At 70.9% G+C, this 14,259-nt stretch carries 11 protein-coding genes; 6 read left to right on the top strand and 5 right to left on the bottom strand.

Going from position 1 to position 14,259, the window contains the following annotated elements; translation table 11 throughout:
* Window positions 1–22: 22 nt before the first annotated feature.
* Both AB0M02_RS28250 and AB0M02_RS28255 read right to left on the bottom strand, forming a co-directional pair.
* Window positions 23–1,423 carry an RICIN domain-containing protein gene (locus tag AB0M02_RS28250; protein WP_364231977.1) on the bottom strand — a complete coding sequence of 467 codons (1,401 nt, stop codon included), beginning with the start codon at window positions 1,421–1,423 and terminating at the stop codon, window positions 23–25.
* A gap of 423 nt (window positions 1,424–1,846) precedes the next feature.
* Entirely contained in the window at window positions 1,847–2,848 is a 1,002-nt protein-coding gene (locus AB0M02_RS28255) for a hypothetical protein (RefSeq protein WP_364231979.1), read from the bottom strand.
* 76 nt (window positions 2,849–2,924) lie between these two features.
* On the opposite strand from AB0M02_RS28255, the gene AB0M02_RS28260 reads away from it, so the two are divergent.
* From AB0M02_RS28260 to AB0M02_RS28280, 5 genes are all read left to right on the top strand, one after another.
* Window positions 2,925–3,365, top strand: coding sequence for a (2Fe-2S)-binding protein (locus AB0M02_RS28260; RefSeq protein ID WP_364231981.1), 441 nt, complete (start codon window positions 2,925–2,927; stop codon window positions 3,363–3,365).
* Complete coding sequence (locus AB0M02_RS28265; protein ID WP_364231984.1) at window positions 3,362–5,365, top strand: molybdopterin cofactor-binding domain-containing protein; 2,004 nt, start codon at window positions 3,362–3,364, stop codon at window positions 5,363–5,365. Before AB0M02_RS28260 ends, AB0M02_RS28265 begins: the two co-directional genes overlap by 4 nt.
* 75 nt (window positions 5,366–5,440) lie before the next feature.
* Complete coding sequence (locus AB0M02_RS28270) at window positions 5,441–6,205, top strand: hypothetical protein (protein ID WP_364231986.1); 765 nt, start codon at window positions 5,441–5,443, stop codon at window positions 6,203–6,205.
* A 16-nt stretch (window positions 6,206–6,221) separates the two neighbouring features.
* A complete protein-coding gene (locus AB0M02_RS28275) occupies window positions 6,222–6,662 on the top strand; it encodes a MarR family transcriptional regulator (protein ID WP_364231989.1) in 441 nt (146 codons plus the stop codon).
* A 9-nt stretch (window positions 6,663–6,671) separates the two neighbouring features.
* A complete protein-coding gene (locus AB0M02_RS28280; protein WP_364231992.1) occupies window positions 6,672–11,156 on the top strand; it encodes a serine protease in 4,485 nt (1,494 codons plus the stop codon).
* A gap of 469 nt (window positions 11,157–11,625) precedes the next feature.
* Here the strand turns inward: AB0M02_RS28280 and AB0M02_RS28285 are convergent, their stop codons facing one another.
* Window positions 11,626–12,093, bottom strand: a complete 468-nt coding sequence (locus AB0M02_RS28285; protein ID WP_364231996.1) for a pyridoxamine 5'-phosphate oxidase family protein — start codon at window positions 12,091–12,093, stop codon at window positions 11,626–11,628.
* A gap of 36 nt (window positions 12,094–12,129) precedes the next feature.
* Between AB0M02_RS28285 and AB0M02_RS28290 the strand changes: the two genes are divergently transcribed.
* Window positions 12,130–12,771, top strand: coding sequence for a helix-turn-helix domain-containing protein (locus tag AB0M02_RS28290; protein WP_364231999.1), 642 nt, complete (start codon window positions 12,130–12,132; stop codon window positions 12,769–12,771).
* Here AB0M02_RS28290 and AB0M02_RS28295 read toward each other — a convergent pair.
* Both AB0M02_RS28295 and AB0M02_RS28300 read right to left on the bottom strand, forming a co-directional pair.
* Complete coding sequence (locus tag AB0M02_RS28295) at window positions 12,768–13,418, bottom strand: M23 family metallopeptidase (protein WP_364232002.1); 651 nt, start codon at window positions 13,416–13,418, stop codon at window positions 12,768–12,770. The genes AB0M02_RS28290 and AB0M02_RS28295 overlap by 4 nt on opposite strands.
* An 89-nt stretch (window positions 13,419–13,507) precedes the next feature.
* Window positions 13,508–14,245 (bottom strand): trypsin-like serine protease, encoded by a 738-nt coding sequence (locus AB0M02_RS28300; RefSeq protein ID WP_364232004.1) that lies wholly within the window; start codon window positions 14,243–14,245, stop codon window positions 13,508–13,510.
* Window positions 14,246–14,259: the final 14 nt, after the last annotated feature.

Genomic DNA, 14,259 nt, shown 5'->3' on the forward strand with positions numbered 1-14,259 from the left:
CGTCCGTGGTTACGGTCACTTTCTAGGACGTACGGGAGAACTGCTGATTGTTCCCCGACGAGCAGGTGTACTGCTGGACGTCGGTGCCGTCCGCCGTGCCGGAGCCGGCGACATCGAGGCACCTACCGCTGTGCCGCGCGACAATCCGGAAATATCCGTTATAGGACTGCCACTGCCACTGCTGGTTGGTGCCGGAGCAGCAGCTGTACTGGATGACGTTCGCGCCGTCAGCGGTCGAGGCGCTTGCCACGTCCAGGCACTTGCCGCTGTTCTGGTTGACGATGTTGAAGTAACCGCCGCCCACGTCGCGGAACTCCCAGCGCTGGTTGGCGCCGCTGTTCCAGGTCCACTGCTTGATCTCGGCGTTGTCGGCGACCGACGAGCTGATCACGTCGAGGACCTTGCCGCTGTTGCGGTTCGTCACCCGGTAGTACGTGACCGGGTTGCCCGTGACCGTTCCGGCCGCCGCGTCGATCGTGATCGTCGGGTACCAGCTCAGGCTCATGCTGGTGGCCGACGGGAAGCCGATCGGCAGCCACACGTACTGGGAGTCGTTGACCGGCCCGCTCCAGGCGCCGGCCCAGCGGTCACCCATGTACAGGTAGCTGTTGCCGACCTGCAGCACGTACGTCGGCTGGGACCGGAACGTGGTCCCGTCGCCGACGTTCGTCCAGCCGGTCCACGGCCCGGAGATCGACGACGCGGTGGCGTACTTCGCCTGGTTCGGGCTCCAGCCGGTGGCGCCCGAGGTGAGCAGGAAGTACGTGCTGCCGCGCTTGAACATCGCGGGCGCCTCGCGGTGCGCGTCGTTCCAGAAGTTGCCGACCAGCGAGGCCACGTTCAGGTAGTCGGCGGTGAGCCGATAGATGTGCAGGTCGTAGTTCTCGTCGGCGGCGGAGATCATGTACGCCGTGCCACCGTCGTTGTAGAGCGTGATGTCCCGCGACATGTGCGTGCCGAGCGGCCGGAAACTGCCGTGATACGTGTACGTCCCGTCAACGGTCGCGGAGGACGCCACGGCGGCACGGGCCTCGCTGTAGTTGACGCCGTTCTCCTTGTGCATCCACATGACGTAGCGGCCGGTGGAGGCGTTGTAGATGACCTTGGGCCGTTCGATGTTGGCGCCCTGCAGCTCGCTCGCGGCCGCCGGGGTCAGCACGTTGTTGCGGAACTCCCAGTTGCGCAGGTCCGTCGAGCGATAGACGGAGACCGCGCGGAAGGTGTTGTCGGCGTTGCGGTTCTCGCCGAACCAGTAGTAATACGTGCCGACCTTCAGAACACCACCGCCATGAGCGTGTACGGGGTTCCCGCTCGTGTCGCTGAACTGAGTCCCGTTGGTGATCGTCACGGCGGCGGCTTCCGCTTTCGCCGGCGCCACCAGGAGGGCCGCAAGCAAGATCAGTGCTGAGATCGCTTTTCTCATGACGTCACCCGACTCCATTGCTGGTTGGTGCGGGAGGTGGCGTAGCTGCCGGACGTGCTGAGCCCGCCCAGCACCAGGATGTCGTTCACAAAGTTGTCACGTTCGTCGGCCCAGTTGACGCCACGGAAGCTGCTCGTCGCCGCTTGCGCGGGCGCGGTTCCCGGGACCACCAACGGGGCTGCGACCAGCAAGGCGCCGGCCCCAATCCGTCCAACTCTCATCGCGCGGCCTTTCTGGCGGGGATGTGACGCAAAGACAGAAGTCGATGCGTTTCGGGGATGTTAACGTAACCATCCAGCGGTAACACGTCAACGGATCCCTACGCTCGGGGAGCAGGGCGTGGCGCAGCGCTCGCCCGTTCGATCGCCGAGGTCATGCCCGCGGGCTGCCGGCCCGGCGGATCAGCGCGGATTCAGCGCGGTTTCAGCGCCTCCGGCTCCGTTCCCGGCCGGCCGGGTGGCGACGGCGGGCGAGCAGGGTGAACGGCCAGATCAGCAGGGTCAGGACGGCCAGGAGCAGGTACTCGGCCATCGGGATGCGCAGGACCTCGTGGACGCGGTCGAGGCCGTGCCACGAGAAGACGGCGATCAGGGCCGTCAGATAGACCCCGAAAAGCAGCCACCGGGTACGGGTGCCCAGGCCCAGCCCGTGCATCTGCGTGATGACGAAGACGGCCAGGAAGCCGAACAGGAACTTGGGCCAGGCGCCGTGCGGGCCGGAGTTCATCCAGGCGACGAGAGTGCCGTGGACGACGACGAGCAGTTCCAGGGTGACGGTCCACCAGCGGTTCGTGTGGGCGGTGGTGAGGAAGAGGCTGCTCTGCAACAGCAGCAGGAACATGTAGAAGAAGCCGATGAGGTGCCCGCTGGTGGCCTCCATCGGGTGGTACCAGAACGTGTAGATGGCGGCCCAGCTGAACAGGTAACCGTGATAGCGGCGGGCGAAATCGGTCACCGTGGCGGGGATGGGTGCTCGTTTGCCGGCGGCCAGGCCGCGGCGCCGGTTCTCCATCAGCAGGACGACCACGAGCAGCAGGACCACGGAGCCCTGCGAGCTGAAGATCGAGACGTCCTGGGCGAGGCCGTCGTAGAAGACCCGCGTCTGCGCGGCGTGCAGGGCGATGAAGGCCAGGTTCATCGCGATCGCCAGGAGGTTGATCGGTTTGAGGCCGCTCGAGTAGCGCTTGACGCGCGTTTGCGCGTACCAGATGAAACCCCACGACAGGATCTGGTGGGCCGCATAGCCCAGCCATGCAGAAAGCCTGGTCCAGGCCGTCGGCTCGGGGAGCTTCCAGTAGTACCAGCTCGCGCCCTGATCGGGCAGCAGCGTGACGCCGTGCAGGCTCTGACCGAGCAGCCAGACCAGGCCGGTCAGCAAGGCGACTGCGGGCACGCCGAGGAGTAGAGCACGCTCGCTTCGGACCACGGCAGCAGTATATTCAGCATGCTGAGCGATTAGCGACCATCGATGGGGGCAGCGGGTGGGCGGATACCGGTTGCACGTGAACGGCAGGCGGCGGGTGGTGGACGTCCCCGGTGACACGCCGCTGCTCTGGGCGCTGCGTGAGGAGCTCGGGCTGACCGGGCCCCGCTACGGATGCGGCGTCGGAGCGTGCGGTGCCTGCGTCTCACTGATCGACGGCGCGGCCGAGCGGCCCTGCGTGCGGAGTGTGGACGCGTCCACCGGCGTGCGGATCACGACGATCGAGGGCCTGCGCGATCATCCGGTGCAGCGCGCGTGGCTGGAGCTGGACGTGGCCCAGTGCGGCTACTGCCAGGCGGGGCAGATCATGGCGACGGTGGCGCTGCTGGCCGAGCATCCCGACCCGGACGACGCGCAGATCGACGCGGCGCTGCGGGACAACATCTGCCGGTGCGGGACCTACCCGCGGATCCGGGCGGCCGTGAACCGGGCCGCGGAGATCGCGCGAGGTGAGCGGTGATCACGCGGCGGACCCTGCTGGGCGCGGCAGCGGGGTCGCTGGTCGTCCCGGTCCCGGTCCCGGCCGCGTCACCGCTGGCTCCCACGGTGTTCGTCCGCGTCGACCCGCGTGGCCGGGTGATCGCGACTGTCCCGAAACCGGACACCGGCCAGGGGGTACGGACGATGGCCGCGGTCCTGATCGCCGAGGAACTGGCCGTCGAGGTCGAGGATGTGACCCTGGAGCAGGCGCCGGGCGATCCGGCGACGTTCGGGCCGCAGGGTGTGCAGAACTCGACGTCGAGTCGTCAGCTCGCGGCGCCGCTGCGTCAGGCCGCGGCGGCCGCCCGGTGCCTCCTGATCGCCGCCGCGGCCGCGAAGTGGCAGGTGCCGGTATCCGAGTGTGTGGCCCGAAGCGGTCACGTCGAGCATCCACGGCACCGGCGGCTCCCCTACCGCGCGCTGGTCGGCGCGGCTTCGGCCATCGACCCCGCGTCGGTCCCGGTGACACTCACGCCACCGGAGAAGTGGCGACTCATCGGGCGAACCAGCGCGGGCCGCTCCGACGCGCGCGACATCGTGACCGGCCGGGCCCGCTACGGCGCCGAGTCGGCACCGGCCGGCGCGCTGGTCGCCGTGGTCGCCCGGCCGCCCTGGATCGGAGCGCAGGTCGGCACGGTCGACGACGCCGCGGCCAGGGCCGTGCCGGATGTGGTCGCCGTGGTCACGCTCGTGCCGCCGGGCGCAGGGCAGGGCGGCGTGGCCGTGATAGCGCGGAACACCGCTGCGGCGCTGCGCGGACGGGACCGGCTCACGGTGACCTGGACCGGTGGGACGCCGGCCGCCGACAGCCGCGCCTGGCTGGACGATCTCGGGGCCGCGCTGCCACCACCGCCGCCGCTGGGCGAATTCGGTCATCAGCGGGTCTACCGGCTGCCGCTGCTGGCGCACGCCGCGATGGAGCCGATGAACGCGACCGCGCACGTCACCGCGTCGGGGGTCCGGGTCTGGGCGCCGGTGCAGGACCCCGGCGGCCTGCGTACGCTGCTGGCCCGGCAGCTGGCGCTGCCGGAGGCTCAGGTGCTCATCGAGGCGACGCTCGCCGGCGGCGGCTTCGGGCGCCGCATCGAGCCGGATGCGGTTTTCGAAGCGGTGGCATGTGCGCGGGTGGTGGAAGAGCCGGTCACCGTACGCTGGACGCGCGCCGACGACACCCGGCACGACTCGTATCGGCCGATGTCCGTGCACCGCCTCACCGCAGGTCTCGACGCGTCCGGGATGCCGGTCGGGCGCGTCCATCAGGTGGCGACGTGGCCGCTGACCGTGGTGCCGGTGTTCAGCAACCCGGCCGTGGTGCGGGCCAGCGGTGATCACTTTCCGTACGCCGTACCCGGCGAGGTGACCGTGACCCTCCGTCCCGCGCCGCTGCGCACCGGGTTCTGGCGGGCCGTCTACGCCGGTCAGTTCGGCTACGCCGAGGAGTGCTTCCTCAGCGAGCTCGCCCGGCGCGGCGGCCACGACCCGGTGGAGTTCCGGCGGCGGCTGCTGCCCGCGGATTCGCGCCTGCGCCGGGTCCTCGACGTCGCGGCCGGCCGCCACGGCCCGGCGCTGGGCGTGGCCTGTCACCTCGACTACGGCTCGGCCATCGCGGTGCTGGTCAGCGCCGACCCCGCCGCCCGCCGGGTGCTGCGGGTGACCGCGGCCGTGGACGTCGGCGTCCCGGTGCACCCGTCCGGTGTCGTCGCCCAGGTCGAGGGCGGGGTGATGGACGCGCTGTCCACGGTGCTCGGCGCCCAGATCACCGTCCGTGACGGCGCCGTGGTCCAGTCGTCGTTCCGTGACTACGCCTGGGCCCGGATCACCGACTGCCCGGCCGTCGACGTCGTCATCGTGGACTCGGACGCCCCGATCGGCGGCCTCGGCGAGCTGGCCTACCCGCCGGCCGCCGCCGCGATCGCCGCGGCCCTGTCCGCCGGCGGCGAACCGGTGACCGGCATGCCGTACGCGGTGCCGGTCGGCTGATCACTTATCCCTGGCGTGCCTCGACCGATAGAGCTCAGGACCCCCTCCGCTCCGTCCCGAGAGGCCCGCAGAGCAATGACCGCACAGCCGCCGCCGTACTACGCGCCGATGCCCCCGATGACGCCACCGTTCACACCCCAGCCGAGCAGGGGTCTGGCGATCACCGCGCTGGCCGTCGGCGGCACCGCGCTGCTGCTGTCGTGGATCCCGGGCGTCGGGCTGGTCCTCGGCGTGGTCGCCGGTGTGTTCGGCGTGCTCGGCATCATGCGGTCCACCCGGTGGATGTCGATCCTGGGTACGGCGCTGGGCGGGGTCGCGCTGCTCATCAACGTGCTCGTGCTGGCCGCGGTGGCGTTCGCCGCCGACGCGGTGAGCAACGCGGAGTCGCGGACCGCCGCGGTCGCCCCGGTTTCCACAGTGCCCACGGTGCCCGCAATGCCCGTGGTGGACCCGACCACTGAGGCTCCGTCGCCTGAGCCGACGACTGAGGAGCCCACGCCGGAGCCGGAGCCCACGACCCCGGCTCCCTCTTACAAGACGCCGAAGCCGAGCCATTTCGCGCTGACCGTGAAGACGATGTCGAAGGAGTGCTTCGGCTCGGCCGGCTGCCTCGTCGACTACCGGATCAAGGTGGCGATGAAGAGCGACGTCACGTTCGACCCGGACAAGAACTACGACATCACGTTCGACGTCTTCGGCGACGAGGACGGCCCGAGGACCGGCACGTTCACGCTCTCCGGCGACGGCTCCTACGTCGGGTACGACCTGGAGGGCGACCTGTCCACCTCGTCGTCCGGGCAGAAGCTCACGGCGAAGGTCACCGACATCGAAGAGGCCTGATTGCGAAAATGGCCGGATGACCGGTGATGCCGAACGGATCCGCTCCGACGTGGACTCCTGGCCGACCGGGCGGCTGCTCTCCGTGGCCGCCCGGATGGTGGAGGGCCGTTTCGACCGCTACCTGGCCGGACTGGACCTCACCCACGCCGGCCTGATCGCGCTGCACCACCTGGAGAGCGGCCCACGGTCACAGCGCGAACTCGCACACCTGTGCCGCGTCACCGACCAGACGATGAGCCGGACCATCGAGCGCCTCGCCCGGACGGGGCATGTCGGGCGCGTACCGGACACCACCGACCGGCGCCGCACCGCCGTCACCATCACCGCGGCCGGCGTCACCGCACTGTCCACCGCCCGCGCCGAGGAGCAGAAATCCGAACAGCTCCTCGGCGTGGTCGACGACTACCACCACTTCCGGGAACAACTCATCACCCTGATCACCGCCGTGGATGAGTAGCCTGAGTCGGTGGCAGATGGCCGGGTCCTGGCTGGTGGGCGGTTCGTCGGCTGTGGATTCGCGATCACCGCGAACGCCGTCGTCACCGCGAACCACGTCGTGCGCGACCGCGACGCGGACGATCTCCGGTTCGCCGGCCGTCCCGTCTCCCGTGTCGCGCGCGACGAACAGCACGACGTGGCCGTCCTCTTCCTCGCGTCGGATGTCACCGACTTCCTTCTTCCCGCGCGGCCGGCGCGCGGCGGGCAGTGGCGGGTCGACGCGCAGCCGTTCGACAACGACCCCGGCCTGAGCGGCACGGTCACCGACGTCTCCCGCAGCGTGGTCAACGCCGAGGGGGTGCGACTGGACCTGCTCCAACTCCGCGTCGACGACCGCTTCGGGGACTTCGACGGCTACTCGGGCAGCGCGGTCCTCTCCGGCGGCCGGGTCATCGGTGTCCTCGTCGAGCAGGTGCCGTACCACCGGAACCGCCCGTCGGAAACCGCGAGCAACGTCCTCTACGCCGTGCCGATCGATCAGGTCCTCAGCCGGTTCGGCCTGCGATCCGCGTCGCCCGACCTGGCCGGCACCGGCACCGTCTACGCCGAGTGGATCGAGAACTTCCTCGACGAGTACCTGGGCCGCCGGGTGCCGTTCGGCGGTCGCACCGCCCAGCTCGCGCAGCTCGACGCCTGGCTCGCCGACACCGGCGGCCCGCCGTACGCGCTGCTCACCGCCGAGGCGGGCCGGGGCAAGTCGGCGCTGCTCTGCCGCTGGGCCGCACAGGTCGCGGCCGCCGGGCTCGCGCACGTCGTCTTCGTCCCGATCAGCCTCCGGTTCCGCACCGCGCAGGCCGGTGTCGCACTCCCGGCCCTCGCCGGACGTCTCGCCGCCCAGCACGGCGAGGCCGTCAGCGGAGCCGAACGCTCCGCCGAGCAGTGGCAGGCGGAGATCACCGCCTACCTGCGCCGCCGCCCCCTCGCCGGCCGGCCGCTACTGGTGATCATCGACGGGCTGGACGAGGCGACCGACTGGGAGCCGGGCGCGCACCTGTTCCCGGCCGGTCCCCCGCCCGGTGTCCGGGTCGTCGTGTCGGCGCGGTTCGTCGCCGGCGACACCGACGAGTCGGGGTGGCGTACCCGGCTCAACTGGACAAGCCCGGATCGCGCCGAGAGCATCGCGCTGCCGCCGCTGGACCGCGCCGGTGTCAGCGACGTCCTGCAGGCCATGGGCAACCCCCTCGACAGCCTGGTGACCCGCGTCGACATCGTGGACGAACTGCACCGTCTCAGCGAGGGCGACCCGCTGCTCGTCCACCTCTACGTCGACGCGCTGAACTCCGGCGGCGACGCGGCGAGCCTCACCCCGGAGGACCTGCCCTCGATCGAGAAGGGCATGCGGGGCTACTTCGACCGGTGGGGCCGCGAGCTGGCCCGGGTACAACCCGCCGGCCGCCCCCGCGAGCTCTGGGACTTCCTGCACGTCCTGGCGTCGGCACTCGGCCCGCTCACGATCGACGACGTGCTGGAGGTCAACCCGGACGCCCCGGCGGGCTTCGAACTGACCTGGCTGCTCAAGGAGGTCGAGCGGTTCGTCATCGGCGACGGCGTACGCCAGGGGTTCGTCCTGTCGCACCCGCGCTTCGCGATGTTCTTCCACGAGAAGATGGGCCGGCGCGAGCAGCAGCGGTGGATTTCCCGCTTCCTCGAGTACGGCCGGCGCACGATCGCCGGGCTGACCGCGGGTTCGCTGGGACCCGGCGACGTCTCCCGCTACGTCCTGAACTACTACGGCACGCACCTGGAGAACGCGCACGCCCCGAGCGCGGACCTCTACGCCCTGCTCGACGGGAGCTGGCTGGCGGCGTGGCACGCCGTGGACGGCACGGACGCCGGCTTCCTGAACGACTGCGACCACGCCTGGCGCCGGGCGGAACAGGAGGCGGGTCCCGCCGAGGTGATCTTCCTGTGCGCCCTGGCCCGCGGAAGTGTCGCCGCCCGCAGCGACAACGTCCCGCCCCGCCTGCTCGCCGACGCCGCCCGCGAGCACGTGCTCACCGCGCCGCAGGCCCTGGCGATCTGCCGCCGCATGTCGGAGGAGTCCCGCCGCTCGGCCGCCGTCGTAGCCCTGGCGCCCGCGCTGGAACCCTCCTGGCTGGACGAGTGCCTCGGCATCGCGTCCACGATCAAGGACCCACGGCACCGCGCGTTCGCCCTGGCCAACCTCGCTCCGCTGCTGAACGGGGCCTCGTTGCGGCGCGCGCTGGCGGCCGCCCGCTCGACATCGTCGCCGTCCTGGCGCGCCTGGGCGGTGGCCGCGACCGGCTCCCGCCTGCCGGACCCGGAGCGGACCGCCGCCGCCGGGGAGGCGCTCACGGCCGCGAACGCGGGCCGCGCGGAGCGGGAGCGCGGGCGGGCGCTGGCCTACATCGCCGAGTTCCTGCCGCCGGACGTCGTTCCCGCCGCGGTACAGGCCGCCCGCGAACTGCCCGGCACCGAGGTACGAGCCCGCGCGCTGGTCGCGCTGGCGCGGTACGAGCCCGGGATTGTCCGTGAGGTCGAAGCGCTGTCCGGCTCACCTCGCATCCTGGTCCCCCTGGCGGAGCTTCTGCCGGAGGTGCGCTCGCGCGCGCTGGACGCCGTGCGGCAGGCGCCGGAGAAACGGGAGGCGACCGCTCACCTGCTCCGAGCACAGTGGTGGCGGACAGCGGACCGGGAGACGGTCGAGGAACTCCTGGTGGACGCCACCCGGGCCGTTTCCGGAGCGGACGGGCTGCTGCCGAGCTGGGCCGGTGCGCTCGGTGCCGCCGCACGGACCCGGGCACGAAGGGCAGCCGCGCAGCTGCCGAACCGCGTGACCGGGCTTCACGTCGCCGCGCATCTGCTCGCGGTCGACGGCCCCGGCGCACCCGCCGGCGAGGTCGCGGCGCTGGCCGAGGAGGCCAGGTCGCTGGTGGCGTACGACCGTGCGCTGGCGCTGACGGTGCTGGCCGCGTGTCACACCGGGCGCCCGCGCCGCGACCTGCTGGACGAGGCGCTGGCGAGTTCACAGACCATCGGCGACGTCGAGGAGCGAATCCGGCTGCTGGGCGCTCAGGAGATCGGCATCGCCCAGCGGCGTTACGTGGCGCTGTATCGCGAATCGTTCCCCGGCACCGGCGCCGCCAAGATCCTGCGGGAGATGCCGGCCGCGCCGGCCGATGACGCGGTCGATGACCTGCTCGAGCTGTGCCGCTCGGAGGACGAGCCCGAGAATCGCCTGAAGGCCCTGCTGACGATCATGGAAAGGTTGCCGGGGCCGCGCCGGCGGGAAGGCGAGGACGAGGCTCTGGCCCTGATCAGCTCGATCGACGACCCGGAACGCCGACTGGCCTACCTGCACACCGAGCGGCGCCGTTTCACTACAAACCTCGACCGCATCCTGCTCGCGGCGGTGGAGGACCTGCCGGACGCCGCGCAACAGCGTTGTCTCGTCATGATTCTCGGCGACCTTCGCAGCGACGAGGGACTGAGCCGAGCGATCGCCATGTTCATCGAGAGATACGAACCGGGTGCGACGACGCGTGACTTCCTCGAACGTCTCCCACGGTCCGTTCCGGAGCAGTCGGCCCTCGATCTCACGGCCCTGTTCGAACGGCGGCCCTCGTCGCCCCGGGACTGGGTCGGTCTCATCCGGGTGCTCCCGCCGGACCGGATCGAATACGCGGCCGGCAGGGTCTCCGCCCGCGCGAAACGGGCCGTCAGAGTACAACTGTCCGACGCCGTCGCCGCGGTTTTCGGCACGCTCGGAGCGGACACGAAACGTCGCCTGCTCACACTGGCCGCCATGTCCGCGGATGCGCGTCGCCTCGCCGAACTCGGCCGCGCGGTTCCGGTGGATCAGCGGCAAATCATCGTCGAGCAGGCTCTGAAATCGGACGCCGAGGGCCAACTCGTCGTCTATCGTGCATTGGCCGGCATTCATCCGCCCGAGCTTCTGCAACCGTTGCGCGAAGCTCTCCAGGCGCACCCGCTCACCGCGTTCGCGCTGCACTCACTGGCCGACGCGCTGGCACTCCGGGCGGGCATGACGATCGAGGAAGCCATCGACAGGGTCGCCGAGGCCATCACGGCGAGCCCCTACCAGTACTTCATCCACGCGAGCCTCAGCGAGTGGGGCGCGCTCCACCTGATCTACAACAACGGCCCTCGGGCATGGCGGCCTGCGGTCGCCGACCGGATCATCGACTCGCTTCGGAGATCGCCGGCCGCACCGAGCGGGGCACTGCTCTCCATCATCTCGGTCCTCGGCCCGAAGCATCGCCGCCGGCTCGAGGAACTCGCCCTGCGGTTCCCGATCCGTCGCTGCAGATCGAGGCGTTGTGTGACCTACTCCGGTGGCCGGACCGCACGACCGACGCCCGCCTGTGGGCGCGGCTCGTCGAACTGCTCGGCAGCCTGTCCGCCGAGGAGCGCCGCGCGCGGCTGCTCGGCATACTCGACCGGAAGCTCACCATCCCCGGCCCACCGCTGATAGACCGCGTTCGCAGCCTGCTCGATGAGAACGACGTCGGTCTGCTCGCGACGTTCTCCCGGATCGTACCGCCGGAGAATCGCCCCGAGGTGATCGCCACGGCACTGCGCGCCGCGTGGGCCCTCGACCCCCGGGAACGGGACGAGGCCGTGCTCACCATCGCACGGTCCGCCGGCCTGTCACCCGGCTGCGTTCCCGACCTCCTGCGGGCGGCCGTCCAGATCGACTCCACCGATCGCCGCCGCAGGGCGCTCGAAGCGATCGCCGCGGCCGCCCCCGGCTGGCCGGCCGGCGACGACGCACACTCCGCCTGGTCGGGGGCGATCCGAGTCCTGGCGGCGCATCCCCGCCCGGTCCTGGCCGGAGAACTCGTCACCCTGGCCCGCCTCGGCACCCCGGCCGACCACTCCCCCGCCGAAACCACCGCCGCCGTCATCTCCGCGCTGATCAAAGTCGGCGACTGGTGGACCTAGCCTCCCAGGACCGCCGGAACCCGCGTCTCGAAGTCCAGCAAGCCGACCCACGACGGGCGTAGCGCGATCCGCACCATCCGGGTCCCCGGGTGGTCGATCTGCGCGATGTTCGCCGCGCCCTGCTCCTCCCCGTAGTACCGCCGGTGGAACAACGCATACTCCGGCACCACTCCGTCCACGTCGGTGAGCGAAGCATCGCCGCGCAAGAGCAGGATGTGCGGCGGCGGCCCGGCGGTGTCGACGGTGACGGCAACGGCCGGGCGGGCGCGCAGTGCGGCGATCTTGTGGGCGCCGGCGAACGTCGCCATCACGAACTCCTCGCCGCTCCAGTGGAACATCATCGGGATGACGCGCGGCGTGCCGTCGTGGGCCACGTAGGCGAGGCGGGCCAGCTCGGTCGAACCGAGGAGGCGCTGTGCGGTCTCGTGCTGGAGCAGCTCCGGATCTCCCTGCGGAATCGTCATGGTGCTAATTTAGCACTACCTAGTACTCTTTCAAGCGTGGCGAGAACCTATGACGACCCGTGCGGCCTGGCCCGGGCGCTCGACGTGGTCGGTGACCGGTGGGCTCTTCTGGTGGTCCGCGAGCTGCTCCTCGGGCCGAAACGCTTCGCGCAGCTGCGGCGCGGGCTGCCCGGGGCGAGCCAGAGCATGCTGACCAGCCGGCTCGGCGAGATGGAGGAGACCGGCATGATCCGGCGCCGCTTCATGGGCCCGCCGACGGGCGCGTGGGCCTACGAGCTGACCGAGCAGGGCCGCGATCTGGAGCCGGTGCTGGTGCAGCTGGCGCGCTGGGGCAGCCGGACGCCGGTGACGTCGGCGGCGGAGCTCAGCGTGGACGCGCTCGCGCTGGCGATGCGCACCACGTTCACCGGCGACGCGGACCAGCGGATCCGCTGTCAGCTGGTGCTCGACGGGGACAGTCTGATCGTCGAGGTCGCCGACGGGGAGATCACGGTCCGGCGCGGGGTTGCGCCGGGCGCGGACGTCACGGTCGAGACGACGAGCGCGGCCTGGCGGGGGGCGATCTTCGCGGGCGAGTCACTCGACGCACAGACAGCAGAGGTACGCGGTGACGACGCCGCCGCCGAACGCCTCATCGGACTTTTCGAGCGGCCGGCGCCGTACCCTGTCGGTGGTTAGGCCTTGCAGTTGTGCTTCTTGTTCCAGGTTCGCACCGCGGAGGCCGGGCTCTTCTGCCCGTCCTTGCGCCACGAGGTGAGGAACTTGGCGGGCCACACGACACCCCGCCGGACCTTCCAGTCGCCGGCCTTCTTGCACGGCGGCGAGATGCCGTAATGCAGGTGACAGACGCCGCTGGAGTTGCCCGTCTTGCCGACCTTGCCGAGCAACTGGCCGGCCTTGACGCGAACACCCTTCTTGATGCCGGTCTGCACCGTGCTCAGATGCGAGCCGTAGTAACGGACACCGTCGTCGCCCTGGATGGACACGAACTTGCCGCCGTTGTACGGACCGGACTTGTTCTTCTTGTACTTGTCGACCCGGCTGACCTCGAGCACCACACCACTGGTGGTCGCGACGAACGACTTCCCACACGCGGCGAAGATGTCCGTGGCCGGGTATCCGGAGTGTGTCTTGTGGTACGAGACGTTCTTCCCCCGTACCGGAAAGACGTATTTCGCTTTCGGCGCTGCCGCCGCCGCGGCAACCGGCTCGAGCACCGGCTCCTCCGCGGCGACCTGCGGCACCGGCGCGGCGACCGGCTCCGCGGGTGCGCTGCACCCGGTGAGAAGCACGGCCAGAACCGCCAGACCGGTAAACAATCGCATCGCGCCACCATAGGCGCTCAGCGATGTTCTCCGCGGCCCCGGGCGGGCGGCGCGATCCCTGCTCTCCGCCCGCCCGGGTGTCCGGAGTGTCAGGCGGGCAGGCCGCCGACCTGGGTGTTGACCCAGCTGCGGATCGACGGCAGGTCGCCGTAGATGGACGGTGCGGTGGCGCAGACCGAGCTGTTGTTGCCTGCCCGGCTGGTGACGCCGATCAGGGCCCAGCGGCCGCTGATCTGACGGACCTGCGGGCCGCCGGAATCGCCGTAGCAGGCGCCCGCGTTGCCGTTCGTGTTGTTCGTGCAGATCTCGTACGCGGCGTCGATGCTGGAGCAGCGGCTGTCCGCGACGATCGAGGTGTCGAGCTGGTTGGCGATCCGCGGGGTGGAGCCGCAGCCGCGGGTGGGGCAGGTCTGGCCCCAGCCGATGATCCGGGTGGCCGTGCCGACGGCGCCGGACGCCGTGGGGATCGACGCGGGCGCGTGGGAGACCGACGAGGTCAGTTCGAGGAGCTTCACGTCGATCCGCGGGTGGTTGACGGCGCGGCGAACCGACACCACGGTGCCGCCGCTGGCGCGGTCGATGCTGCCGACCCGCACCGAGGACGGCGTCGGGCAGTGCTTGGCGGTGACGGCCCAGTTCGCCTTGATGAGCGAGCCGGTGCAGCCGGAGACGTAGACCATGAACGAGTAGTTCTCGGTGGCCTGCTCGCCGCCGACGACCAGGGTGCCGGGGGTCGGCTCGGGCGGCGCGGCCAGGGCGGCGGCCGGCGCGAACAGGCCGGCGACCGCGACGGCGGCGGCCAGGAGGATCCGGGCTGGGGTACGCATACGCGTGACGTCCC

Source organism: Actinoplanes sp. NPDC051861 (assembly GCF_040681145.1).
Taxonomy (GTDB): domain Bacteria; phylum Actinomycetota; class Actinomycetes; order Mycobacteriales; family Micromonosporaceae; genus Actinoplanes.

Bases quoted from the DNA above. Each gene is read 5' to 3' on its own strand.
- AB0M02_RS28250 (WP_364231977.1), bottom strand. From the start codon at position 1,423: ATGAGAAAAGCGATCTCAGCACTGATCTTGCTTGCGGCCCTCCTGGTG.
- AB0M02_RS28285 (WP_364231996.1), bottom strand. From the start codon at position 12,093: ATGACGATTCCGCAGGGAGATCCGGAGCTGCTCCAGCACGAGACCGCA.
- AB0M02_RS28275 (WP_364231989.1), top strand. From the start codon at position 6,222: ATGACCGGTGATGCCGAACGGATCCGCTCCGACGTGGACTCCTGGCCG.
- AB0M02_RS28300 (WP_364232004.1), bottom strand. From the start codon at position 14,245: ATGCGTACCCCAGCCCGGATCCTCCTGGCCGCCGCCGTCGCGGTCGCC.
- AB0M02_RS28295 (WP_364232002.1), bottom strand. From the start codon at position 13,418: ATGCGATTGTTTACCGGTCTGGCGGTTCTGGCCGTGCTTCTCACCGGG.
- AB0M02_RS28270 (WP_364231986.1), top strand. From the start codon at position 5,441: ATGACCGCACAGCCGCCGCCGTACTACGCGCCGATGCCCCCGATGACG.